This window comes from Endozoicomonas sp. ALC020 (assembly GCF_049275935.1).
Taxonomy (GTDB): Bacteria; Pseudomonadota; Gammaproteobacteria; order Pseudomonadales; family Endozoicomonadaceae; genus Endozoicomonas_A.
This window is the reverse complement of record NZ_CP184830.1, coordinates 5,886,133-5,910,361: the sequence shown is the minus strand read 5'-3', so window position 1 is coordinate 5,910,361 and position 24,229 is coordinate 5,886,133. Positions and strand designations below refer to the sequence as shown.

The window sequence follows — 24,229 nt, the reverse complement described above, 5'->3', positions numbered from 1 at the left end:
ATCTGCCTGAATGAGCGACTGAACATAAAAATAATAAGCACGAGAAGAGTATTGTTAGTTTACCGAATGTCTTCATTATTGAAGTCCTTAATTGGAGTAACTGATTTGTTATAAGACCAGTCAAAGCTTAACTGTCCGAATTAATCTGTTTCTTTTATAGCATCCATTATGAGGTTCAGGGGCGACAGATCTATGTATACACCGCGCTTTAGAGAGGAATATTAATAAAAGTGGTTGAGTGTTTTTGTTGGTTCGTTATTCAAAGAGAAAAGTTAAACTCAACCCGCTGCTTCCCGAAGCATTCAAAGCAACTTGAGCAGGTTCAGAACCTGCTCACTCCTGTTGAATCTTTTTACACTTTGTTGTTTTTAAACAGGATTACAAAGTTGTTGCCAATGACTTTAACCGTTGGCTATCTCTCGCTTCAACTATCTGTTAATTAAAAAAGCTGTACAAATAATCCAGGGGAGCATAAAATTTCTGCAATTGGCTACGGGCTGTTTCGGATAAACTTTCTTCAAGTGGGTAACCATAAACGACATTGTTTGAAACGCCATTGATCAGAGCGATAGCCAATGCAGGAGCCAGGGAAATCGCAAGATTGCTTAATAAATGCCTTGAATCCAGTTTTGACCTTTGCAGCTTCTGAAGTTCAATGATTCCCGTTGAGACTGCTGTCCCGGTTACCAACCCGGCCAAGATTTTGTAATCAGCTGCAATTCCCCACATCGGAAAAGCCGTGGCCACGATGGCAAGAGTGATGAACTGATTAAGTGAGCTCCCAACCCACATCATTCCGGACATGGTTGTGGCAAATGACCCAGCTAAGACTGCGTTTCCAGCCAGGCTTTCTGCTTCTGCCCCTGTCCCGACAAAATCAAAAGAGCCTGAATTGAGTGCTGAAAAAGAGCTAATGGCTAATATTTTCAGTGTCAATGTAGCGGAGATAATGCAGGCAAAAGCAGCTTTTACCGCTGAAACATCTTTGGCAAGCATCTGTTCGTAAACGATAGTACCGACCATCAATCCAGCGAGTGTTGACAACATGGAATATTCTCTGCGAGCATAATCCAAAGGCCAGACTGTTCCCTGATTCCTTAAAGTTTGGATAGCAGCGGCTCCTGCTACTGTTCTCATCACTACCTCGTTGGTAAAGAAAGCCAAAGTTGTTAAAGGTACATGATAAGGCTCCTGTTGAGTGTATGCTTTATATCCAATGTAGGCCGTTCCCATGTATCGCAGCGGTTGCCACCAGGGCTGCTCATGGGGCCAGAGCGAAAGTTGTCCGGCTAAAGCAATCTCAGCAGAGGTAATAACGGTTGCGAGTTGATTGCAAAAAGATGATTTGATTTCTTGTAACTCAATTTCTTCTGTGCCGGACAGGCCAAAGCGACCTGCAACGGCAGAGACCAGCTCGGGTGATTTGCAGATGCTGTACCAGAATCCGTGATTGATCACTGTGAAAATGGCCACCTTGGAAGTGCTACCAACCAATTTCAGGCTGTCCTCTACTAATGATGTATTATCGTAATGGCTCAATAAGTTGAATTTTTCTTCTTTCGATATGTCTGAATGAGCTCCCGGGCATATAAATAATAAGCACGAGAATAGCGGTATTAGTTTAGTGAATGTTTTCATTATTGATGTCCTTAATTAAATTTTCTGGTTTGTTATAAGCTAATGACACGTCAAAAAATACCTGCCAAAATTAATCAGTTTCTTAAATTAAATCCAGCATGAGATTCTTGAGTGACAGATGCTCTCTATATGCCCTCCTTTGGCTGACCTTAATAGTTGTAAGAACTTGTTTGTCATACAAATGAACCAGTGTTGCTGTTACTGGCTCTTTGGGCTTTTCTGTCTGGATAGTTCTTTATAGTACAGCATTGGAGTTGTCTCCACTCATTATCATAATTAATTCTTCTGGTGTCTGACCTGAAAGAAATATTCACCCGGAACCAAAAAAAGTTTTTTCAGAAATAAGTGGGCGTGCGTATTAGTCAAAGCCGCCAGGGCGCTTTTATTGAATCGTTCAAACGAAGAAAAGTCAGCTGGCATTTAAAGTCATTCAGACGCATTGCGAGGAGTTCATAGTAACTCAAAAAGTTTCATAGTCTGCTTATTCTTCTCGTAAGACAGTCTGCCGGGTTGATCCAGCTATTGTCAATTAAATATGGTGTACAAATAACCTAAAGGGTCATAAAGTTTCTGCAATTGATTACGGGCTGTTTCGGATAAACTTTCTTCAAGTGGGTAACCATAAACTGCATGGTTTGAAAGGCCATTAATCAGAGCGATTGACAGTGCAGGTGCCAGGATAACAGCGGCGTATCTCGATAAATGCCTTGAGTTCAGTTCCCGGCCCTGTTTCCAGAGAAACACCTCGAAAATGGGCCCGACGAAGCTTCCGGCTATGGCGCTAAAATAGACTCTGTATCCAACTTTAGGTATAGAGCGAGTGAAGGTGCTAACTGCGGTTACAGTCAAGACAACATTTGATCTGCTCCTAACATGGCCGGTTAAGATTGCGGCTGTGGCCATTGACCCAGCTAAGGCCCCGGCCCCGGCTAAGGCTGCTGTTCCTGTATCGTTTTTATTGCCAACGCCTGAATTTAACGCTGAAAAAGAGCTAAATGATGATATTGTCTCTGCCAATATAGAAGATAACACGAAAGCAAAGATTGCATTCGCAGGTGTATAACCTCTATCGATTGCCTTGTCATAGGCTATCATGCCAACGATCGTGCCAGCGATTGATGACAACATGGTATATTCACTACGGGCATAATCCAAAGATTGGATTGTATCATTGCCCTGAGACCTTAAACCCCTGATAGCATGGGCTCCGGCAAATGTTCTTGTTATTATCTCATTGGTAAAGTATGCGAAGGGTGTTATGGCCGCAAGATGAGGTACCTCTTCAGTGCCTGCTTTATAAACACTGTATGCTGTTCCTGCAAATCGCATTGGCTGCCACCAGGGCGGCTCAACGGGCCAGGGCGATATGTGTCCGGCTAAAGCAACCTCAGCAGAAGTCATAAGCGCTGCGAGTTGCTTACAAAAAGATGATCTGATCTCTTGTAACTCATTTTCTTGTGGGCCTGACAGGCCAAAGCGACCCGCAAGGGCAATGACCACCTCAGGTGATCTGCAGATGCCGTACCAGAATCCATAATTGATCGCGGTAGAAACTGCCAGCCCGGAACCGCTGGTTACCAGTTTCAGACCGTCTTCAACTAAAGATGCGTTATTGTAGTGGCTCAATAAGTTGAATTGTTCTTCTCTCGATACGTCTGAATGAGCGGCTGAACTTATAAATAATAAGCATGAGCATAGCGATATGAGTTTAATGGTTGTTTTCATTGTTTATGTCCTTATTAAGTGTGACTGATTTGTTATTAGTAAATGACCAGTCAAACCTTAAATACCAGAAGCATCCTGTTTCTTTAATTACATCCGGTATAAGGGTTATAAGTGGCAGATGCTTTATATTCACCCTCCTATGGCTGAACTTTCCAGTTAAGAAACCTGTTTGGCACATGCAGGAGCCTGCCATGCGTTCTCAGCACTATGGGCTTTACTAATTCAACAGGGATTTATAGTACAATAATGGATCTTTCGCCATTTATTGTCAGGAGTTGACTGTTCTGCCAATGCCCATTGATAGTCTCCCGAATCAGCTATCTGTCAGTTAAACAAGGTGTGCAGATAACGCAAAGGAGCATGAAATTTCTGCCATTGGTTTCGGATAGTTTCTGTCAAACTTTCTTCAAGCGTGTAACCATAAAGAATATTCTTTGAAAAACCATTCATCAGAGCGATTCCCAATGCAGGAGATATGGTAACAGCAATGTTTCTCCATAAATGGTTTGAGTCCAGAACGAAGCTTTGTATCACCAGAAGATGCTTGTATCCGGTTCCGGCTATGATTCCGGCAAGCACTGCGTCTTTGGCTATGAATTGAAACTTGGTCATAGATATGAACAGCTTGGCGAATGTGATTAGGGACGCGTACACATCTGATGACAACCCAACAGTTGCGACTCCGGTTATGCCTGTGGCTAGTGAACCCGTTATGGCTCCAATTCCGGCTATGGCTTTTGCTTCTGCCTCGACTGAATCAACAGCGCCTGAATTATGTGCTGAAGAAGAGCCTATTGCTAATACTTGCTCTATCAATAAAGCCGATATCAGGTATGCAGAGATTGCATCTAAAGTTGTAGCTCCTCTGCTGACCATCCTGTTATAAGCTGCTGTCCCGACCATCGTGCCTGCCATTGTTGACAAGAAGGAATATTCACTACGGGCATAATCTAAAGGTTCGATTTTGCCTCTATCCTGATACCTTAAAGCACGTGCAGCGTAGATTGCGGCTACCGTTCTTGCCATTACCTCATGGGTTAAGTAAGCAGCAGTCGTTGTGAGCCCATAATATGGATCCTGGTCAGTGTACACCAGATAAGCGCTGTATGCTGTTGCTACAAACCGCAGCGGCTGCCACCAGGGTGTCTCAGGCGGCCAGAGCGATACGTGTCCTGCTAATGCAATCTCAGTGGAAGTGACAACGGCTGCGAGTTGATTGCAAAAGGAGGATTTGAACTCCAGTTGCTCATTTTGCTCTGTGCCTGACAGATCGGAGCGACCCACAAGGGCAGAGATCACTTCGGGTGATCTGCAGATGCTGTACCATAATCCATAATTGATCACGGTGGAAATCACCAGCCCGGAACTGCTGGTTGCCAGTTTCAGGCCATCTTCAACTGACGTTGTATTGCTGTAGTGGCTCAATAAGTTTAATTGTTCTTGTTTTGATATGCCCGAATAGGCGATTGAACATAAAAATTGCAAGCACAAAAACAGTGGTAGTGATTTACCGGATGCTTTCATTATTTACGCCCTTAATTCGGGTAGTCGGTTTTGATATAAACAAAATACCAGACTGACCCTATCTATCGTGAGTACACGGTTACTTTGATTACATCCAGCATAAGTACCTAACCAGTTGGTTTCGCATATTCTGGACGGCGGCTTTTTCCACCCTTCTGCGTTCCAACTCTGGTTGCGTAGCTATGGCTACGCGCCCGTCGTCGCGCCTTGTAGGATGAAAAAATCCACTCGCCAGAATATGCGAAACCAACTGGCCAGGTACTTAAGGTTCATGGGCGACAGATGCTTTATATGTCCCCCTGGTTTGGCTTATATTTCTGTTGCGAAAAGCTGATCGGTATGCACTAGCAGCCTGTAATGCGCCAGCTTTTGGCCACTTCTGTTTTTCAGAAGGATTTATAGTACAGCAATGTCATTTTCTCCATTCATTGGCATGAGGCTGAGTTGCTCAAGCATAGAAAAAAGTCAGCTGACATGTAACTTTGCGAAGCGTTCAGAGCAGCTCGAACATATGCAGAACCTGCTGATTGCGGGCAAACCTTTTTACGCTATTCTCGCTGTCAAACAGGATGACAAAGTTAGTGTCGTTGACTTCAATGACTTTACCCTTCCCGAAAATGCTGTGTTTCAACCTCCGGTTAAGTTGCCATGGGGCATTTTCCGGTACTTCCCTGCGTAAGATGTTTTGTCGTGCTGACAAATAGGCCGGACTGTGAGACGAAGCGGAAGGCTTTGAGCGATGCTTTTCTGCCAGTGAAGGGATGGTTTCAATCCTTTGTGCCAGGTTCGGCTTTATTGCCTGAAAGTATCGACGTGCTGCTTTACTCAGGCCATTTTTCTTGAGTTGGTTGACCAGTTCATCCTCTGAGGCCTGGTTGAGTGACTGGCAAACGGATTTGACGTGAGGGACCTGCATCTCTTTCAGGAACTGGCTGATCTGTTGTGAGCCGTTATCCATCCAGCTTTTGGCTTTGGGCTGGAGAGATCCGTTGCTGGTAAACAGGTAGAGTTTTTCTCTGGCACGAGTCATGGCTACGTAGAGCAGTCGACGTTCACTTTCCAGATCTTCGCTGCTGCCCGGGGTCAGTTCATCTTCTCTTTTGAACGGCCAGTATTTTGAGGTCAGTCCCGGAATCAATACTGTCGACCATTCCAGCCCTTTAGCCCGGTGGCAGGAGCTGATCACGATCTGTTCGGTTCCGTGAGCGGTCTGTTGTCCCGAGGTTCTGGATGGTGTTTTCTGTTTGGATCTCAATTCATCCAGATGCAGGCAGCTTTCCCTGACGGTCAGGTTCATTTTTCTCAGATAGCTGAGGAATCCATCGATGGCCAGCAGTTGCTCTTCCGTTCTCTGATCATTAAGGCTCATGGATTGCAGGCTTTCCCTGAGCTCTGTGCGTTGAATGTAGCCTTGCAGTAATTCAGCAGCAGGTTGCTGATCGGATGTCTTTTCCAACAACTGTAATATCTCACCCCTGTCGTAAAGCTTCTGACGCTGATAATCACTGATTCCTGAAACTTTGCTGGCTAGCTGACCCAATTCTTTTCCCCATTGCTGATCCTGTTCCTGAAGGCGGGCAACCAGTTGTTTTAACAGGGCTGCTTTAACGCCCAGGTGAGGGAGGGTAAACAGCGAAGTCAATATCTCGGAACGAGCGGCAGGGTTCAGGTGCTGCAACTCGCCTGAGGCCATTCTGAGGGCTGCGATCAAGGCTGATATTTCAGGACGGTCAAACAGGGAAGGGCCTTCACACTGGTAAGACAGACCGTTTGCCAGCAGTCTCAGCTCCAATGGGACGGATTGTGCCCAGACCCTCAAAAGCACAGCAACCCGTGAGTCGGAGTTGGAAATATGTTGCTGGATAGTAGCCAATACCCGTTCGGTATCTTCGCCTGCCCCTTGCGAGATTGAGATACTCGAATCCGGGTTGTCCGGGTGGGCAATACAGATCACATCTTTTCTGTTTTTGTTACGACTGATCAAGTGACTGGCTGCCATGGCGATCTCGTGGCCATAGCGAAAAGTATGAGGCAGAGTCAACTCGTGAACGGCATCGGTGCTGGCGTAATCCGCTTCGAAATGCCGGAGAATATTCTGGATATTGGCTCCGGCAAATTCATAAATGGTTTGATCTGGATCGCCCACGGCAATCATTTTTGCCCGTTCACCAGCGATGATACGGGTCAATCGGTGTTGCAGGGTCGAAGTGTCCTGATATTCATCTACTATGATTCGATCTATTTTGTTGGTGATGCGGGGGATGACATCCGGGTTGGCTTCTATCAAACAGACTGTGTCGTACAGCATATCCGTGAAGGTTATTCTTTGATGCTGGTGGCGCCATTGTTCAAAGGCCTCAAAGAGTTCCACCAGAAATCGAAAATAATCAGGATAGTCTGCCTGTTCCAGAACTTCGCAGGGGGCGTTAAGACTGGCTTTAACGTTATCGATAAAACTGCTGGCCACTTCAATGTAACGGGCGCTGTCTGCTTTGATCCGGTCTTGCAGTACGTCAGGTGCCAGTGCCAGCAGCAGTTCCCGGACTTTCAGTTCGATCTCTTTCTCTGTCAGGGGGCGGTGATTGTAGGTTGCTCTCAATCCCCAGCCTTCCAGCGACTTCAGAAGTTTCAGGCCTGTTGAGTGATAGGTCCGGACTATCGGAAGTGTCGGCCACTGTCGACAGCGCTTTCGAAGCTTGCGGGTAAAGTCCAGCTGGGCTGATTTGTTAAACATCATGACCATGATGCGTCGGGGAGGAACCCCCTGGTTCAGCAACTCATGAATGAGAAAGGAGAGGGTGGTGGTCTTACCTGAACCGGCCACGGCTATGCAAAGGGCATGTCCATCTACATGCCGGGTTACCCTCTGTTGAGGGCCGGTCAGTTCCATACAATCAATACGCCAGTGGGGATCTATCGGACAGAGTAATCATAGTATCAGATAATGGTCTCAGGAGTGCATACTTATGAATACTTTATCGAACCAGATTTTCTACAGGCTTCACACCTTTCAAAACTGAAGATCAAAACGCAGGTCTAATCCCGAGGCTTCAAAGTCGCCATCGCCGATTCCGTCATAATAGGCTGAACAATAAAAACTGACACCGTTGCTGCTGTAGAGGTTAATGCCGGTCTTGAGCATTGCTCTAAAACCCTCACCAGCCAGGCCGGATGAACCGGACGGAACTGGTGCAGAGTTTTTTTGTTTGAAGGTCCAGATTCCCTCAAACGTGAGAAAGGGTGACAGACGAGTGTCCGTGGACATTTTGAAGTCTTTTCTGACCGTTGGTCCAAACTGAAAAACGCCGGTTTCGACTTCAACCGAAGAAATGGCTACGTTCAACGAATCCAGATAGTCATCACTTTTTTCCTTGTAGTAGGACAGTCTTGCCTCTGGCGTGATTCGAGTTTCCTGTATCTGCCAGGTTCCGATCAGCGCAGCAGTTGCGAGCCAGCGTTCAGAATCAAACGAATCCCGATAGGTGCCAAAGGGTGAAATCCTGTTCTCTACTTTACCCCAACCAGCACGGGCATCGACATAGAAATTGTCTGACAGCTCTGTGGTCAAATACGGAGAGACCAGAAACCCAACACCTTCTGCTTCACTACCAGGGACTAAGTACTCTAAGTCCGTCCAGTCACCCTGAACGGAAAGACCAACAAGAAGCTTTGGCTGGAACAAATAATCCATACCAATATGAAGAACTCCGAAACTGCCATCACCTTCTTTGTAATTGAACCTGCTGATTTGTCCCTCGGTCCAAACGTCGAACTTAAAAGGGATCTCAGAGTTGGCTGCAAGCATAATCTGTTTGCCAACTGCGGTTGGAAATTGTGGTCGAGGGTCTGGATTTTCGAGAGAGCGATGAAGGTCATCCAGAGACAGCCCTGCTTTTGAAACTGAGGACGATCTACCGACCCGCTGGTCAGACCCTAATGTCGCGATCAATACATCGATATTTGCAAGAACCTGCTGAAGATTAGCGTGTAAACCAGGTGAGTACGCATGCGAATGCGCATTGCTTCTGCTGTAGGCAAAACTGACCCGATCTGCTCCGAGGCACGCTGAGAATGGCAAGCTCCCGGCATTGAATGCAAAGCCGAAACCTTCGATGCCAGAAGTTCCTGGCATGCTATTTTCCAGTCTGTTGATGCGCCGGACGACATCGGGTTGGTGTTGCAGGATCAGCCTGGACCGCGCCTCCAGAAATTGCTCTATCTGATGCGTTGTGGCGCGCCGCGAGTCCTTCAGATCAATCGTGCAAACAATCGATTCCGCAGAGGTAAGCAAGAGCGTACCAGTTTGTTTTTGTACGTCCAGAACGCCTGAGGGATTGTCGCATGTAGCACCTTCTACCCCGATACCATCCGGTGCCGAAAAGTTTATGGGATAACTGCCGGGAGGCAAAGGAATGGCTCCGGAACTGCCCGATCCGGATTTGACCGGAATGGCAGTGTTCAAGTCAGGAGCTGACGACCGAATAAAGAAAGTACCGTCGACGTCAGACCGGATCACAAGTGTTACCGAGCCAAGTGGTGAAGCCGAGACGATTACATCAAAGCTACAGGTCGCGACGTTACCCGCATGATCTGTTGCAGTATCCGTAAGGGTCGTTACTCCCAATGGAAAAGCGCTTCCGCTGTTTAAGCCGACAGTAGGGCTCGATGTTTGTGTTGGTGTCACCGGGCCATCTTCATCGTCTGTTGCAGTGGGTGAGGTAAATGTTACGACGGCTGAGGTCTCACCTGCTGGGGCGGTTTTGTATATGTTTGAAGGAACCCCCGAAAAAACGGGTGCGGTCTTGTCAACATGTGGTGAAGTCGTAACGACCACACCAAAACTGTAGGCCGCTATGTTACCCGTCCGATCTGTCGCGGTATACGTAAGGGTCGTTACACCCAGTGGAAAGGCGCTTCCGCTGTTCAATCCGGGAGTAGGGCTGGAGGTTAGTGTTGGTGTCACAGGGCCATCGGTATTGTCTGTTGCAGTGGGTGACGCAAACGTAACGACGTATGACGTCTGTCCCGCCGGAGCGGTTACGTAAATGTCAGAGGGAACTCCCGAAAAAACCGGCGCAGTAATGTCAAATCTGCCACCATTTGCGACAAATGGCGTTATCTCCTCCGAGCCAGAAGGGACCGAGAAATTCAAGTTGACAATTTGTCCGTTGTCCTGAGTGTAGTCGTGATTGATAGTGCAAGAGCCGAGGTCTGGATTGCATTCGTAAAAGAAGCCCGGTCTGAAATGGGTAGGTGCGACGCAACCTTGTCCCGCGCAGCTGCCTGAATAGTCGGAGATATTAAAATTGGGCACACCTGCTTCACCAAAGCCGATAAAAACCCGCTTGCTTTGCAAACGATTGATGACAGAAAACCCGTTGTTCGGATGTGCAGCCCCATTGAAAATGCAACTACTGGGTGATGTCGTGTAATCTCCTTCGGCCAGATCACCAAAGGAAGGTAGTCTTGGACAGGCTACCTGGGCCGTCGAAATCCGGGGTTCTAATAATCCAATTAAGGTGAGAAAGGCGAGAACCAGAAAGCGTTCTGAACAGTATCCCATGATGAGATCCAATTCTTAAGAAATCATTTAGTGGACAGAATCAAGTTGTCTTTCATTACATCAGAATATCATCAACATCAGATTCTAGTCAGAGAGCAGATTTGTAGCAATTTTGCAGGTTGCCGGAGTCGTCGGCAGATTGAGTGAAATCTTTGTATCCGTTTACAGGCGAATTCTACGGGACATAGGGTGTGTCATTATTATGTTTTTATTCGGTAATTACTTTCTATTAAAGCCAATAAATATATAAGTATAATGCCCCAAAAATCCGTTTTAAGGTGACCATCCCCGTGCAACACATGCTTATAAGTCTCTTGGGAATCGCAGTCCTATTGGGTATTGCAATATTATTATCGGACAACCGCAGAGCGATAAAGTTGCGAACCGTGGGTGGGGCATTTGCTATTCAGGCGGGTATCGGCGCATTCGTTCTTTATATCCCTGCCGGACAATACATTCTGGAAGCCATTACCAACGGCGTTAATGCTGTTATGGGATATGCTAACAGTGGTATTGGTTTCCTGTTTGGAGGACTGGCCAGCTTCAAGCTTGGCTTTATCTTCTTTGTCCATGTTCTCTCTGTCATTATCTTCTTTGCTGCTCTGGTGGCAGTGCTGTATTACCTGGGGATCATGCAGCTTGTCATCAAACTGTTTGGCGGCGCTCTGCACAAATTACTGGGCACCAGTCGCACAGAATCGCTCTCAGCTGCTGCTAACGTTTTTGTTGGTCAGACTGAAGCACCTCTGATGGTTCGTCCTTTCATCAGCCGTATGACTCAGTCCGAACTGTTTGCCATTATGGTGGGCGGTCTGGCGTCTGTTGCCGGTGCAGTTATGGTGGGTTACGCCAGTATGGGGGTTGAGCTTAAGTACCTGATTGCTGCCAGTTTCATGGCGGCTCCGGGTGGCCTTTTGATGGCAAAAATTATCAAGCCTGAGACCGAGACACCTCATGATGACGTAGACGACATTGACGAGGAGGGCTCTGAAGAAAAGCCAGCTAATATTTTTGATGCTGCTGCTTCGGGTGCTGCCAGTGGTCTCAAACTGGCTGCCATGATTGGTGCCATGTTGCTGGCTTTCATCTCCCTGATTGCCATGCTTAACGGTTTGCTGGGTTGGGCTGGTGGCTGGTTGGGTTATCCTGACCTGACCATAGAACTGATCCTGGGTTATGCCTTCTCTCCTCTGGCTTACCTGATCGGCGTACCCTGGTCTGAAGCTCTGACTGCAGGCAGCTTCCTGGGTCAGAAAGTGATCGTTAACGAGTTTGTTGCTTTCAGCAGTCTGGCTAACTACGTCGATGCTGAAGCGGCAGCCAAGGCCGGTGTTGCCTTGTTGTCTGATCGTTCTCAGGCAATTCTGACCTTTGCCCTCTGTGGCTTCGCCAACATTTCATCCATTGCTATTCTGCTGGGTGGTCTGGGCTCTATGGCGCCTGACCGTCGTCAGGACATCGCCCGCTTTGGTCTGAAAGCGGTGGTAGCGGGTACACTCTCTAACCTGATGAGTGCCACTATTGCCGGTCTGTTCCTGGCCTTGGCCGTTTGAAGTCCGTTATTGGGTGAGTCGTAGTCAACGGCTCATTCAATTCTTCCTGACTGACTCCGCTATTTTCTATATTTTCTCTTCTATTGATTGGGTTTTCAGGGCTAACATTCAGCTATTTCAAATGGGCTATAAGACCCCCTCTGCTTCTCAGACCATGACGATTCTCCATCTGCTGTCGGGCCTAACCTGCTGGACCAGGTGCAGTCCGGAACGGGAAGGGCAAAGAATCCTGTTTGCCAATAAAGCAGAAATTGATGCCGAATCAATAGGTCGCATCGAAATCTATGACAGTGACTCGACTGTGGATATACCTGAGGGTGTGCCGCGCGAGAAAAGGCAGGGCAAGAAAAAGTCGGGTGAGAAAAAGCAGAAAGCCGGGGGACGCATGAAAAGAAGGAGTGATCACTACCTGTGCCCTTGCTCGATGAAACTACGAAACTTCTACCTTGAAATGTTCTGTTTTGTAGAGGTTTTTTTCAAAGGAAGATATATCCGGGGGTTTGCGTTTTCCCAGTCTGGAGCTATAACGACAGTTGCGCCATCTAGTTCGTAAGTTTCTTGTTTCAAGCAACTAGCAACTGTTGAGGGAAACGCTATGTCTGCAAGCCATTCCCCGGGTGTCGGTGAGCCATGTGCGGTAAGAGGCTCGGTCCTGTCCTACCGGGACGACCCCTTCCAGTCGCCGCTGGAAGAGTGTGTCGTCCACGAGCCCGACGGTGTGATAGTGATGCAGGACGGAAAGATCTCAGCTTTTGGTCCTGCTGATCAGGTCCTGCCCTCTTTGCCCGAGGGCATAGAAGTCACTAACTACAGAGATTCCCTGATTGTCCCCGGTTTCATTGACTGCCACGTGCACTACCCGCAGACGGAAATCATTGGTGCGTATGGCAAGCAGTTGCTCGACTGGCTGAATAAATACACCTTTGTTGCCGAGCAAAACTTCAGGGACAAGGCGCATGCCCTGGAAGTCGCGAAAGTGTTCCTGCAAGAGGGTTTGCGCAGTGGCACGACCACCTCCTGTGTCTTCTGCACCGTAGACCCGGTGTCGGTGGATGCTTTCTTCGAGGAATCCGAGAAGCTGGGGATGCGCAATATCGCAGGTAAGGTGTTGATGGACCGCAACGCGCCCCCGGAACTGATGGACACGGCGCAGAACGGCTACGACCAGACCAAGGAACTGATTGCCCGATGGCATAACAGGGGGCGCAGCCTCTACTGTGTTACGCCGCGTTTCGCTCCAACCAGTACTCCTGAGCAGATGGATATGACCGGGGCTGTATGGAAAGAGCACCCCGGTACTTATTTGCAAAGCCATGTGTCGGAGAATCTGGGCGAGATTGAGTGGGTCAGGGAACTGTACCCAGCGCGTACCGGGTATCTGGACGTATACCACTATTACGGGCAGCTGGGTGAGCGCAGCATTCTTGGCCACGGTGTCCATTTGACTGAAGAGGAATTTCAGATCCTGCACGATACCGGAACGGCGATTTCCCACTGCCCAACTTCCAACCTGTTCCTGGGCAGTGGCCTGTTCAGCGTGGAAACTGCCATGGACAGCAAGCGGCCGATTCGGGTCGGTTTGGCAACCGACCTCGGTGCTGGCACCAATTTCTCCCAGTTAGTCACCATGAACGAGGCTTACAAGGTCGCGCAAATGGGTGGTTATTCCCTGAGTGCCCATCACGCTTATTACCTGGCAACCCGTGGCGCTGCCAATGCCCTGTACCTTGATGACAAGATCGGCAGCATTGCGGTCGGGATGGAGGCAGACATTGCGGTGTTGGATCTAAAGGCAACCCCGTTGATGGATTATCGCCTGAAGTACGCAAACGACCTGGACGAGGTTTTGTTTGTGCTCATGACACTGGGCGATGATCGCACTGCACGTGCGACCTACGTCAACGGCAATTGCGTGTACCAGCGAGTAGCCAGTGAGACACAAGCATGACATGAAATGAAATAGCTCTCCATCAAACCTGGCCAGACAGGAGTATCAGCATGAGTAGGCAAAGCACCCTGGGTGGCGGACAGGCCTGGATCAACTGGCTACTGGCAACCGCTTTTGTCGTTTTTGTTTTCACCTTCCAGACGGGCTATGCCATCACCAGCGTGGGCATGCAGGAAGATCTTTCGCTGACGGTGGCCCAGGTGGGCTTGATTGGCTCTATCTATACCTGGGCATTTGCCGTGGTGCAGTTCTCCAGTGGCTCTATCCTGGATCGCTTCGGCATTCGCTGGGTCTTGCCCATCGCAGCGGGCTTTGTCTCGGTCGGGGGGTTAATTTTTGCCAATGCGGATGGCTCCAAAGTATTGGTATTGGGGCAGGTGCTGATGGCCTTGGGTGCATCCTTCGGCTTTGTCGGGGCCGGCTTTACCGGAGGGAGCTGGTTCGGTGCTGCCAAGTACGGAATTATGTTCTGCTGGGTACAGTTTGTGGCGTCCGCCGCAGCAATTATTGGCCAGCGTGTGCTGGGCAGCCTGGTACAGGAATTACCCTGGAACACCGTATTGAATGGCCTTGCACTGGGCGGAACGGCTCTGACGGCAGTTATGTTTATCGTGATGCGAGATCCGACACGGAAGGACCAGCACCTCATTCCCTGGGAGGGGGGACGTAAATTCCTGCACGATGTGGTGCATGCGATCAACGAGGTGGCATCCATCCCGGACAGTTGGATCAACGCTCTCATTGGTGGTGCGACTTTCGGTACCATGCTGTCTATGGGGGTGGTTTGGGGTCCCAAGTACCTGATGGTCGCGGGTATGGGGCAGACTGACGCGTTTTTCACCAGCTCAATGATGTGGGGTGGACTCGCACTGGGCGCGCCGGTTTGGGGTTGGCTCTCAGACACTTTCCGTAGCCGCAGGAAAACCATGTTCATTGGCTGCTTTCTCCAGCTACTCACCATTCTATTCATTCTGTTAAATCCCTCCATGTCACCGCAACAAGCGAATATCTTCTTCTTCGCCTGGGGATGGATGGCTGGTGCGTCCATGCTGAACTTTCCGATTGCTGCGGAGTTGGTGGAGCCACACCTCATTGGCACCTCGGCCGCCGTTGTGAATGCGGTGCAGTTCATTGTGGGCGGTATCATCATGGCAATTCCTGGTCGGGTCCTGTCGGGCTCAGGGCTGGTGGCGCGGATAGCTGATATAGAAGGAGATGCCGCGCAAACCGTCGTCAACTATCAATGGGCCCTGGTGTGTATTCCGCTAATCCTGGCTCTGGCGTGTTTCCTATTTCTGTTCCTGCGAGAGACTTACCCCCACGAAAGCCAGGCCTAGGAGCCTGGCCGAGAATAGACTGCCCTACTGCGGCGGCAGCAAATTGGTCTGTAAATCCGCTTTTGTTCGTCAAATAGCTCGCTATTCTCCTCACAAAACCGAATTTTCATCCTCAATTTTCTGCCGTCCTCGCTACGGGCGCTATTCTCGGTCAGGCTCCTAGTCAGGGTGTTTAATGCCAGAGCGGCCGTTACGGTAGATTATTCAATGAACAAAAGAATCAGCAATTGCGTTGCGATTAACCTGTTGAGTTTTAACCTGTCGCAGGGGGGGGGGCAAAGTCCGGATATTTGATTACCAGTCCAATGAAGTGCAACACCACTTCGTTCGCTATGAGATACCGTTTCTGAATGAGCCCAAGGAAGAGAACGGCTATGTGTGAACCAGCGTAAAGACGGCTGGCTAGCTATGAACTTTTTTATCCGTTGACTGTCCAAGGACATAGTTTTTCAAGAATGTTATGTTGTTATGAGTTACGGATTAGCACTAACAAACTTTGCTCCGGCCAGTTTGGGCGCTTCGGGCAGAGAGGGATTGCAGCCATCACAGTATGGTACCTCAGGTGCAAAGACCCATGAGGCAACAACAAAGAGTTCATCTACCTTAGACCCGAATGCTGCATTTTTCACAAAAAGCGCACTGTCTCAGAATGATATGGGTACTCTGACATACTTTTTTTTAGACATCCCTTGTCGTAGAGTAATGAGTTCTCTATCAGACAGGGGAAAGCCGGGCGGAATACTTTAATCAGATTCAGGAAGTTTGCTCAATTCCTGTCTGATAAGTGATGCAGAATCGGTAGTGGAACTTTGGGCGATCGCTTTATCCAATCATAATTAACGGGTGTGTTCATGCAGGAACGAGGGCAAGTTGCAGCCTGGGGTATCATTACCACGGTGCTCCTGATTCATTTAACCATGGCATCCGGAGTGCCACTGGGTGTTGATGAAGCTCACTATGCACTTTATGCCCTTCATCCGGCCCTGAGTTATTTTGATCATCCACCTATGGTGGGCTGGTTACAACTTCTGGTAGCACCGCTGGGGTACGATGAATTTACAGTCAGGCTTGTCCCTGCGATTCTTTATGCGTTAAGCAGTTATCTGGCATTCAGGGTCAGCAGGATACTTTTTCCTGATGGTCCGGTCTGGATCGGACTGGTGGCAGTCTTTCTGATCAATACGGCACCTATTCTGCAGCTGATGGGGTGGGGGCTGGTACCTGATCTGCCCCTGATGGTCTTTGGTCTCTTGTCGCTGGAATTGATTTACCGCATCCACCATGACAATTGTTTACCTTATTGGCTGGCTCTGGGTATCGTCTTTGGTTTGGCGGGGTTGAGCAAATATACGGCGGTATTCCTGCCCCTGGGCATGATACTTTTCATGATTCAGTATCAGGGACTGAGATGGCTTCGACAGGCCGGTCCATGGTTGGCAGCTTCGATAGCACTGGTGTTGATTTCTCCTGTACTCCTCTGGAATGCTGACAACGATTGGGCATCTCTGGCTTACCAGTTTAATCGTGGTGTCGGGGTTGAGGAGTGGTCATTAAAAGAGGCTCTGGTCATGCAATTGGCGCAAATGCTTCTCTATTCCTTACTGGCTTATGTTGCCGCCATAGCGGTGATTTTTTCACTGATCAGGAAACGAATCCCGGAGCGCCACAGGGCATCTTCCTGGCTGATTATCTGGAGTGCTGTGCCGTTACTGGCTGTGACCAGCTGGTCTGCCGGTGATGGCACAGTGTTGCCTAACTGGCCAGCCCTGGGTTGGACACTACTGGCGCCTTTGTCGGCCTATTGGATCTGCCATGGCTGGTCCCGTTTGTGGGTGAAAGGTCTGGTTGTTTTTTCTTCCATCCTGTCACTGGGACTGATTGGCTTTGTGTTTTTCTTTCTGGCCTTTATGCCTCTTTCTACTTTCCCTTTCATGACCTCAGCCATCAAAGACCTGGTGGGTTGGAAAGCAGCGGCTGAACAGGCGCAGTTATTGAAGCAGAAGTGGCAGAAAGAAGCAGGAATAGAATCGGTTCTGATGGTGGATAACTGGACCAAGGCCAGTCGCATAGCCTGGTATGCCTACCCTGAACCCGTGCAACTGCTGACCGATCGATTAACCCAGTTTGATTTCTGGCACGGCAAACCAGAATCCGGTAGTTATGGTCTGCTGGTACGCGATAAGAAATCAGCCCCTGAGAGTGGCCGCCTTAAAATACAGAACTTTTCCTGCATACTGGTCGATGAGACAGAATCCGGGCTGGACACTATTACGGTTAATCGATTCCAGTTTTATCGGTGTCAGGCCGCTCAGTAACTGAGGTTTTATTTAAAGCCTCATCCCTGGTCTATTGATGGGGTTTTTGTGCTTTTCTGTACGGCTTGCCTTTAACATTGATTTCATCAGTTTTTTTATTCTGTCTTTGCATATTCTTCTGTTTGCTGTAACTTGGTTTTTAGTGTTGGATAAATTCATCTGTTCATGATGAATCATCATTTTTATCGCTGAAAGCTGTTTTGACAGGGTTTCGAGGTTATATAAGGAATGTCCGATTTGCTCGGAGTCGATTCTGGCCGGTCTCGCTCAACAATCTATAAAGCCAGCTGCTTTCTGTTTCCCTTCGTGGCGCTGTTTTCAGTCACAGCGGTCAATCATTCAGTTTTTTATCAGGTCAATGACTGGGGTGTTGAGTCGCCCGCTGCTGTTTTCTGGGTGTTATTAACCAACCTGGGGGATGGCTTTTTCCTGTTTCCTCTGGCTATGTTGTTGTTTTATAAAAAGCCGGACAAACAGCTGGCGATTATTTTTACCATGTTGGTGGGTGACTTTTTATTGAGTGGTGGTAAAGCTCTTCTTCCCTTCTCACGTCCGGTCGGCGAGCTGGGGCTTGAAGCCGTTAATGTCCTGGGGCCTGTTTTAAAAACAGATACCATGCCTTCGGGGCATACCGGTACGGTTTTTCTTTTGGTTGGACTTTCGTTTCTTTATTTGAATTCACTCACTCAATACCTGCTTCTTTCGATTGCAATTCTTTCTGCAATCTCACGCATTGTTGTCGGGGCTCATTGGCCGTTTGATATTTTTCTGGGCGCCTGGGTGGGTATTCTTGCTGCTGTGACAGGGGACTTCCTCGCCAGTAAAGTGGCATCTGGCCTTAAGAGTCGGATGGTCTTTATTCTTCTGGGTTTGTTGTGCGTGGCTGTATTGCCATTCTACGACAATGGATTCCGCTCTTATAAAGTGATTATGTATTTACAATTTGTACTTGCGTTGCTGGCTCTGGTTTTATCCGCTCACTGTATGTTCTCTCTTTATCAGGACGAGCTGGAAGCTCGCATGAAACAATCAGGAACCCTGTTGAACAAGCTATTTATGACAGGGCAGAGACTGACCAAGTTCGGCATGGTAGGAGCCAGTGGATTCTTGGTGGATATGGGTTTTTACACTCTGTCAGTGCAGTGGCTGGGAGTGCCTCACTTGCTGGCAAGAGGTGGTTCCTATTGGGTCGCTGCCAGCTGGAACTGGTTCTGGAATCGTACTTTTACTTTTTCCCATGTCCCCAAAGAGAAAAAACTGAAACAGTGGAGTAAATATCTGACTATGTGTATGGTCAGTTTTATCCCCAACTGGGGAACTTATTATTTATTAACGTCCTTTGTACCTTTCTTTACGGAATACAAACAGCTGGCACTGATATCCGGTGTTTTGGCGGGCATGTTATTTAATTTCACCATAGCAACGGTATTTGTTTTTTCAGGACAAAAGTCCAATGTAGCTAAGGGGGCCAACCTGTGAAAGTAGATACTATGCGATGGGTTGATCATTATGTGGGTGTTCCACTCTGTCTTCTTTTAAAACTGGTTTTCTGGCCTTTTGACTGGATTCATAAGGGGCAGAAGACGGTTTCTAACAATGTACTGTTGATTGAGTTGTCTGAAATGGGCAGTGCTATTCTGGCTGACCCTTCCATGCGCTGGCTGAAGGGACAGGGCAAAACCCTGCATTTTGTCATTTTTGAGAAAAATGCTACCAGCCTGCAGTTATTAAATACCATTCATCGGGACAATATTTTCCTGATTAAACCGGATAATTTATTCAGCCTGGCAATCAGTAGCCTTAAATTCCTGATCTGGTGTCGGAAAAAGAAAATTGATACGGTGATTGATCTGGAGTTGTTCTCACGTTTTACAGCCATTCTGAGTCGACTCTGCGGTGCCAGCAATCGGACAGGTTTTGATCGGGTTCATGAAGAGGGTCTGTACCGGGGTAATTACTTAACTAACCCGGTGATGTATAACCCATACAGCCATATTTCGAAAAACTTTATGACTCTGGTGAGGGCTTCTCAAAATACACCTTATCAGCCTTATCAGAAAGAGCTATTTGATGAGTCAATTCAACTGGCCAGAGCAGAAGTAAGCAGTGATCTGAGATCATCGGTGATCACCAAGCTGAAATCGCTTTATGTCGGTTTTGAACCGGGTGTTCAGCGTCTGGTGCTTGTGAACCCTAATGCCAGTGACCTGCTCCCCCAGAGACGATGGATGAAAGATCGTTACGTTGACGTTATTCGGACTTTGCTGGCCGAGTACTCAGATATTCTGGTGGTCATTACCGGTGCTCCGGCAGAACGTCCAGAAGCTGAAATTCTCAGACAGCGGGTGAAACATGAACGCTGTCTCAACAGTGCCGGTGCTTTTGAGTTTAAGGAGCTGGTGCCCCTTTACTCTCTCTCTGAACTGATGTTGTCCAATGATTCCGGACCTCCTCATTTTGCTTCCGTCACAGAACTGAAAACCTTCGTGATATTCGGCCCGGAAACACCCGCACTTTACGGTGCCCTCGGGAATTCAACTCCGATCTATGCCGGATTGCCCTGTTCGCCCTGTGTCAGTGCCGCGAATCACAGGAAGACCAGTTGCAACGATAACCAGTGTCTGAAAGCCATTGACTCCCGACAAGTACTGGATTTACTCAGGCCAGTGCTGGATAACAGCCTGATCTTGAAAGCAGGTTAGGGTTCGGGAGAAAGGATTCTCTAATTGCAACCGGTCATTACCAGAGCATGTGTTACACTAAATTTTAATAAAGTATCTTTTTCGATTATCGACGAGAGTTCAAGGATGAACCTGACAACAAGGATTCTTCGCTCACGCAAGGAAAAGCGTTATTCCCAACAAGTTTTGGCTGATCTGATCGGTGTCTCCCGAAGTGCTCTGGCTCAATGGGAAACCGAAATGAGCAGTCCCAGTCTTGAAAATCTCCGCAAAATGGCTGAACTTCTGGAAGTTTCATTTGAATGGTTGGCGACAGGCAGGGGGAATCAGTACCTGACTTCACCTGCAGATACCATCTGCGACACTCAAGTCGATGATGAGATCATTCGCAGCCTGAACAGAATGAACCTGAAGAAAAAGCGGGCCATTCTTAATGTCATGAGAGCCATGGGGTGATCGGCTTCAGAAGCTCATATTCTCACTTCATATGCTCGGAGGTGAGTTGTTAAAAAGTTAATTTTATTTCCGTTTTTTGCCGTTGCAGCCACAGGTGCAAATGCCAAAGTGACATTTGAAGGCTCATTGGGTGTCTTAAGTGGAGAGGCGACCGAGTTAGTCTATATCGACGGGGAACGAGCCAGCCAACTCGATTGGGAAACTTACAATGCCCCTGTTATCAAGCTAGGTGCAATTTGGGATTTAGACCCAAGATGGACATTTAATGCAGACTACTGGATGACACTGACGCACGGCAATGGCTATTTGACAGATAGGGACTGGGAGTCAGGAATAGCTGAACCATCTGACATATCAAAACACCCTCACACAAAAACAACCAAGGCCTCTGCAATAGATCTAAGTGCTTCTTATTGGCTGCTTTCAAAAAGCGATTATAAAGTAGGCGTTACTGGCGGCCTGTTTGGTCAAAAAATGCACTATGAGGCACGTGGAGGTTCATATAATTACGATTTCGGTGAGGATGTAGGTACTATACCTCATGACACTCTTGGAGTTTCATACCAGCAAATATTTTTAACGTTATATCTGGGGTTGAGTGGAGACTACAGAGTCGGAAAATCTCAGTATGGTGCCCAAATAAAATGGAGCCCTCTGGTTAAAGCTGAAGATTTCGATACGCACCATCTTACAGATACGACTTATGACGGCAAAGGTAGTGGCCATTCAACTTACGCCTCTTTATCGTTTAATTACGCCTATCAACTAAGTCCGAGGATGAAAATTTACAGTGAATATACTTTCACAAAATTTTCTGAGAAAAACATTAATCTCAAGATCGATGATGGTTCTGAAACATTCTATTTGAAAGACGGAGGCGGAGCAGCCAACGAAAGTTCATTAATATCGGTTGGACTAAAGTACAGCTTCTGATAGCTTGTATACTTGCTTGATAAAAGGCGCTGAAAAGCGCCTTTTCAATAACCATGCATCAAACAACTATTTTTGGCTGCAATGAAAGAGGCTCACTGAAGACCTGTCAGAACAAAAGCCTTATTGGCATTGTCCAGACAGGTCCTCTCCATTTTGCTTTGATCGAGCCGGTTTGGGTAGTGACGCGGTAGACAACTTTGTGTTGTCTGGTTATTTCACCACTTCCCGCAGTTTGTTTCCCGGTTTGAATTGCGGCAATTTACAGGCGGGTATATGAATTTCCTGGCCTGTTTGCGGGTTCCTTCCCTTGCGCGCCGCTCGATCCACCACTGAAAAAGTTCCAAACCCGATCAGCTGCACAATATCCCCTTTTGCAAGGGTATCCTGGGTATTTTGAATGAAGGCATTGACGGCCTGCTCCGCCTTGTTCTTTGAAAGGTTGGATTGCTCTGCGACCTTTTCAACAAGTTCTTTCTTGTTCATAGCGCGTCTCGACAATGATTACCTGTGGGTGAGAAGGAATACCCACCCGGAGCAACTCTGGATGGGCGACGGGCATCTCTGGTATCAGACGTACTCAGGATGAAGGATAGAGGCCATATTGCTGTTCCTCATAATTCACAACCAGAAGCGGCTGATGTGTGGGGTCCGGATAGTTGATGGTGCAAGCCGGATCATCGACGGACCGACAATTGCAATGGCTGTCGCTGGTATCCTGTTTATGGCGGATGAATATCTGGTCAATCAGATCTTTTCTGCCTGCTTGCTTCAGGGTACAGAGCAGGGCAGGCAGTTCCGGGGCGCTGACATAATTTGCGTAATCAATAGTGGTGGTCAGGGCAGGGCTTTGCAGAAGTTCGTGAGCCGTGTGCAGCCTTATGGGGAATACAGGCTGGTGACTGGTGGAAATATCCGACAGTTCCCTCTGAAAAACGGGTCTGGTTCGATCAACGACGATCTGAGCTCCGAACTGTCTGGCAGACATTCCAGTGTCAGGGTCTTCAACCCCATGTGTTGTGATAGGGGTTACTACTGAATCTTCGTTGGCCATCAGTTTCCTCAGCAAATTCAATGCGGCGTTTTACAAAATTGGAAGCCGCCTAATCAGGAATTAAGACCGATGGATTCCAGTTTTGGTCACAGGCTGTCTGTTCTTGGTCAGTTTCCTACTATTCAGGCTTCTCTCAGAGCAGAACGACGGATCGGCTTAAGCAAGTAATCCGGAACCGATATTCTTCTGTGGAAGTGCCAACGCTGGTCTGCATTCCAGAAATAATCGGTAACGGGTTCTCGGAAGTGCCCGGATGGTTTTTTTTCGTTCTAACCCGAACAATATAGAAGCTCTTGCCGTTTTCGTCCCGAATCGTGTCGGCACTGACGTGTTCCACTGTGCTTTGGAGGCTACCATAAATGACAAAAATATAGGCAGTCACCTTGACAATGGCATTGAGCCAAGCCTGATAAGAGCAATGTATCCGGGGCCTATCCGTACCTTAATCCTATGAAGCTACTTTCTCGCTGCCTGACGGGCCTGACAGAAAGTAGCACTCAGGAATCTGGTCAGGCTTCCAGCTCACGCTCCAGCGGCAGCATGTGGTGTCTGGATTGAACCGCAAGCAGGTCACAGTCGATATTGCTGGCCAACTTCTCAGCCGTATTGCCCAGGGTCAGTCCACTGAGGCCTGAACGGGCATTGGTGCCCATGATCAGCAGTGATACCGCCAGCTCACGGGTCAGGTCCGGAATCATGGTCTCCGCTGGTGCAGTGATCAGGTGGATAGCGTCCTCGGTAATCCCGTAATCTTTGGCAAAATGCTGACAATTCTGAAGGTAACGCTCCTCATTGGTCTGACCGTCACCCTTGTCGGATACTGCCAGCATTATGGTGGGGTAGGCAGAAGCCAGATGCAGCTGTGCATCAAAATAGTCTCTGACCACTCTGGCATTTTCCATGATGGCCTTATTCAGCTGTTGATGGTCGGCATCTCCGGGATCGGCCTTAATGGCCGCGAGCATAGGCTCATTTTCCCACGGACGATCATGACGAACCAGAAGGACCGGAACCCGGCTTTTTCTCAGTAAAGCCCAATCTGTAGGCGTAGAGAAAGGCTTTTCCATAAAGCTTTCCTGCCGGAAATCCTTGATAACCAGATGACTGCGTTCCATCTGTCTGACATGGATAATGGTGTCGAGAAGGTTATTTCGCCACGACTCCTGACTGGTGACTTCTATACCGTCGGCCTCGACATTTTTGCTAAGTGTAGAGAGTACCTCAGCAGACGTTGCGTCAGGTTTGGGGTTCGGAGCCAGAATATGAAGACTGCAATGGGCTGCCCTGGCCAGTTGGGTGGCTCGATTGAGTGCGACATGACGGGCTTTGCGAGTATCAACAATAACGAGTATTCGTTGTATTCCTTGCATGGCCTGCTCCTTTATACCTTAAGAATTTCTATAACCCTGAGGGGGTCTAACTCTAACTGTTTTTTTTATAGACTAATGGGATCGAACTGAATAGCCCGATGAGGAAAAATGATCTGCATTAATATCGTTAACTTG

Annotated in this window: 17 protein-coding genes; 9 read left to right on the top strand and 8 right to left on the bottom strand. The window is 48.1% G+C overall.

What is annotated here, in order from left to right; all coding sequences use genetic code 11:
* Positions 1-435: 435 nt before the first annotated feature.
* The 5 genes from ACOJUO_RS21765 to ACOJUO_RS21745 form a co-directional block, all read right to left on the bottom strand.
* Positions 436-1,539, bottom strand: coding sequence for a hypothetical protein (locus ACOJUO_RS21765; RefSeq protein ID WP_422138135.1), 1,104 nt, complete (start codon positions 1,537-1,539; stop codon positions 436-438).
* Between the two features lie 624 nt (positions 1,540-2,163).
* Positions 2,164-2,967, bottom strand: a complete 804-nt coding sequence (locus ACOJUO_RS21760; RefSeq protein ID WP_422138134.1) for a hypothetical protein — start codon at positions 2,965-2,967, stop codon at positions 2,164-2,166.
* 720 nt (positions 2,968-3,687) lie between these two features.
* The gene (locus ACOJUO_RS21755) at positions 3,688-4,788 is read right to left on the bottom strand and encodes a hypothetical protein (protein ID WP_422138133.1); all 1,101 of its coding nucleotides are present in this window, start codon (positions 4,786-4,788) and stop codon (positions 3,688-3,690) included.
* Between the two features lie 592 nt (positions 4,789-5,380).
* Positions 5,381-7,777 carry an ATP-dependent helicase gene (locus ACOJUO_RS21750; RefSeq protein WP_422138132.1) on the bottom strand — a complete coding sequence of 799 codons (2,397 nt, stop codon included), beginning with the start codon at positions 7,775-7,777 and terminating at the stop codon, positions 5,381-5,383.
* Between the two features lie 120 nt (positions 7,778-7,897).
* The gene (locus ACOJUO_RS21745; RefSeq protein ID WP_422138131.1) at positions 7,898-10,450 is read right to left on the bottom strand and encodes an HYR domain-containing protein; all 2,553 of its coding nucleotides are present in this window, start codon (positions 10,448-10,450) and stop codon (positions 7,898-7,900) included.
* Between the two features lie 299 nt (positions 10,451-10,749).
* Here ACOJUO_RS21745 and ACOJUO_RS21740 point away from each other — a divergent pair, with 299 nt between their 5' ends.
* The 9 genes from ACOJUO_RS21740 to ACOJUO_RS21700 all read left to right on the top strand — a co-directional run bounded on the left by ACOJUO_RS21740 (position 10,750) and on the right by ACOJUO_RS21700 (position 21,673).
* On the top strand, positions 10,750-12,003 hold the full coding sequence (locus ACOJUO_RS21740; RefSeq protein WP_422140088.1) for a NupC/NupG family nucleoside CNT transporter: 1,254 nt from the start codon (positions 10,750-10,752) through the stop codon (positions 12,001-12,003).
* 121 nt (positions 12,004-12,124) lie between these two features.
* Complete coding sequence (locus ACOJUO_RS21735) at positions 12,125-12,556, top strand: DbpA RNA binding domain-containing protein (protein WP_422138130.1); 432 nt, start codon at positions 12,125-12,127, stop codon at positions 12,554-12,556.
* A gap of 42 nt (positions 12,557-12,598) precedes the next feature.
* Positions 12,599-13,951: a guanine deaminase gene (gene guaD / locus ACOJUO_RS21730; RefSeq protein WP_422138129.1), complete on the top strand. Its 1,353-nt coding sequence runs from the start codon at positions 12,599-12,601 to the stop codon at positions 13,949-13,951.
* A gap of 50 nt (positions 13,952-14,001) precedes the next feature.
* Positions 14,002-15,288 carry an MFS transporter gene (locus tag ACOJUO_RS21725; RefSeq protein WP_422138128.1) on the top strand — a complete coding sequence of 429 codons (1,287 nt, stop codon included), beginning with the start codon at positions 14,002-14,004 and terminating at the stop codon, positions 15,286-15,288.
* A gap of 851 nt (positions 15,289-16,139) precedes the next feature.
* The gene (locus tag ACOJUO_RS21720; RefSeq protein ID WP_422138127.1) at positions 16,140-17,603 is read left to right on the top strand and encodes a glycosyltransferase family 39 protein; all 1,464 of its coding nucleotides are present in this window, start codon (positions 16,140-16,142) and stop codon (positions 17,601-17,603) included.
* A gap of 228 nt (positions 17,604-17,831) precedes the next feature.
* Complete coding sequence (locus tag ACOJUO_RS21715) at positions 17,832-19,082, top strand: GtrA family protein (RefSeq protein ID WP_422138126.1); 1,251 nt, start codon at positions 17,832-17,834, stop codon at positions 19,080-19,082.
* Positions 19,079-20,305, top strand: coding sequence for a glycosyltransferase family 9 protein (locus ACOJUO_RS21710; protein WP_422133992.1), 1,227 nt, complete (start codon positions 19,079-19,081; stop codon positions 20,303-20,305). Before ACOJUO_RS21715 ends, ACOJUO_RS21710 begins: the two co-directional genes overlap by 4 nt.
* A 105-nt stretch (positions 20,306-20,410) precedes the next feature.
* On the top strand, positions 20,411-20,740 hold the full coding sequence (locus ACOJUO_RS21705) for a helix-turn-helix domain-containing protein (protein WP_422133991.1): 330 nt from the start codon (positions 20,411-20,413) through the stop codon (positions 20,738-20,740).
* A gap of 108 nt (positions 20,741-20,848) precedes the next feature.
* Positions 20,849-21,673 (top strand): omptin family outer membrane protease, encoded by an 825-nt coding sequence (locus tag ACOJUO_RS21700; protein ID WP_422138125.1) that lies wholly within the window; start codon positions 20,849-20,851, stop codon positions 21,671-21,673.
* 210 nt (positions 21,674-21,883) lie between these two features.
* On the opposite strand, the gene ACOJUO_RS21695 is transcribed toward ACOJUO_RS21700, so the two are convergent.
* The 3 genes from ACOJUO_RS21695 to ACOJUO_RS21685 all read right to left on the bottom strand — a co-directional run bounded on the left by ACOJUO_RS21695 (position 21,884) and on the right by ACOJUO_RS21685 (position 24,094).
* Positions 21,884-22,156: an HU family DNA-binding protein gene (locus ACOJUO_RS21695; RefSeq protein WP_257254590.1), complete on the bottom strand. Its 273-nt coding sequence runs from the start codon at positions 22,154-22,156 to the stop codon at positions 21,884-21,886.
* 94 nt (positions 22,157-22,250) lie between these two features.
* Positions 22,251-22,724, bottom strand: coding sequence for a hypothetical protein (locus ACOJUO_RS21690; protein ID WP_422133989.1), 474 nt, complete (start codon positions 22,722-22,724; stop codon positions 22,251-22,253).
* Between the two features lie 509 nt (positions 22,725-23,233).
* A complete protein-coding gene (locus ACOJUO_RS21685; protein ID WP_422138124.1) occupies positions 23,234-24,094 on the bottom strand; it encodes a universal stress protein in 861 nt (286 codons plus the stop codon).
* Between the last annotated feature and the right edge of the window lie 135 nt (positions 24,095-24,229).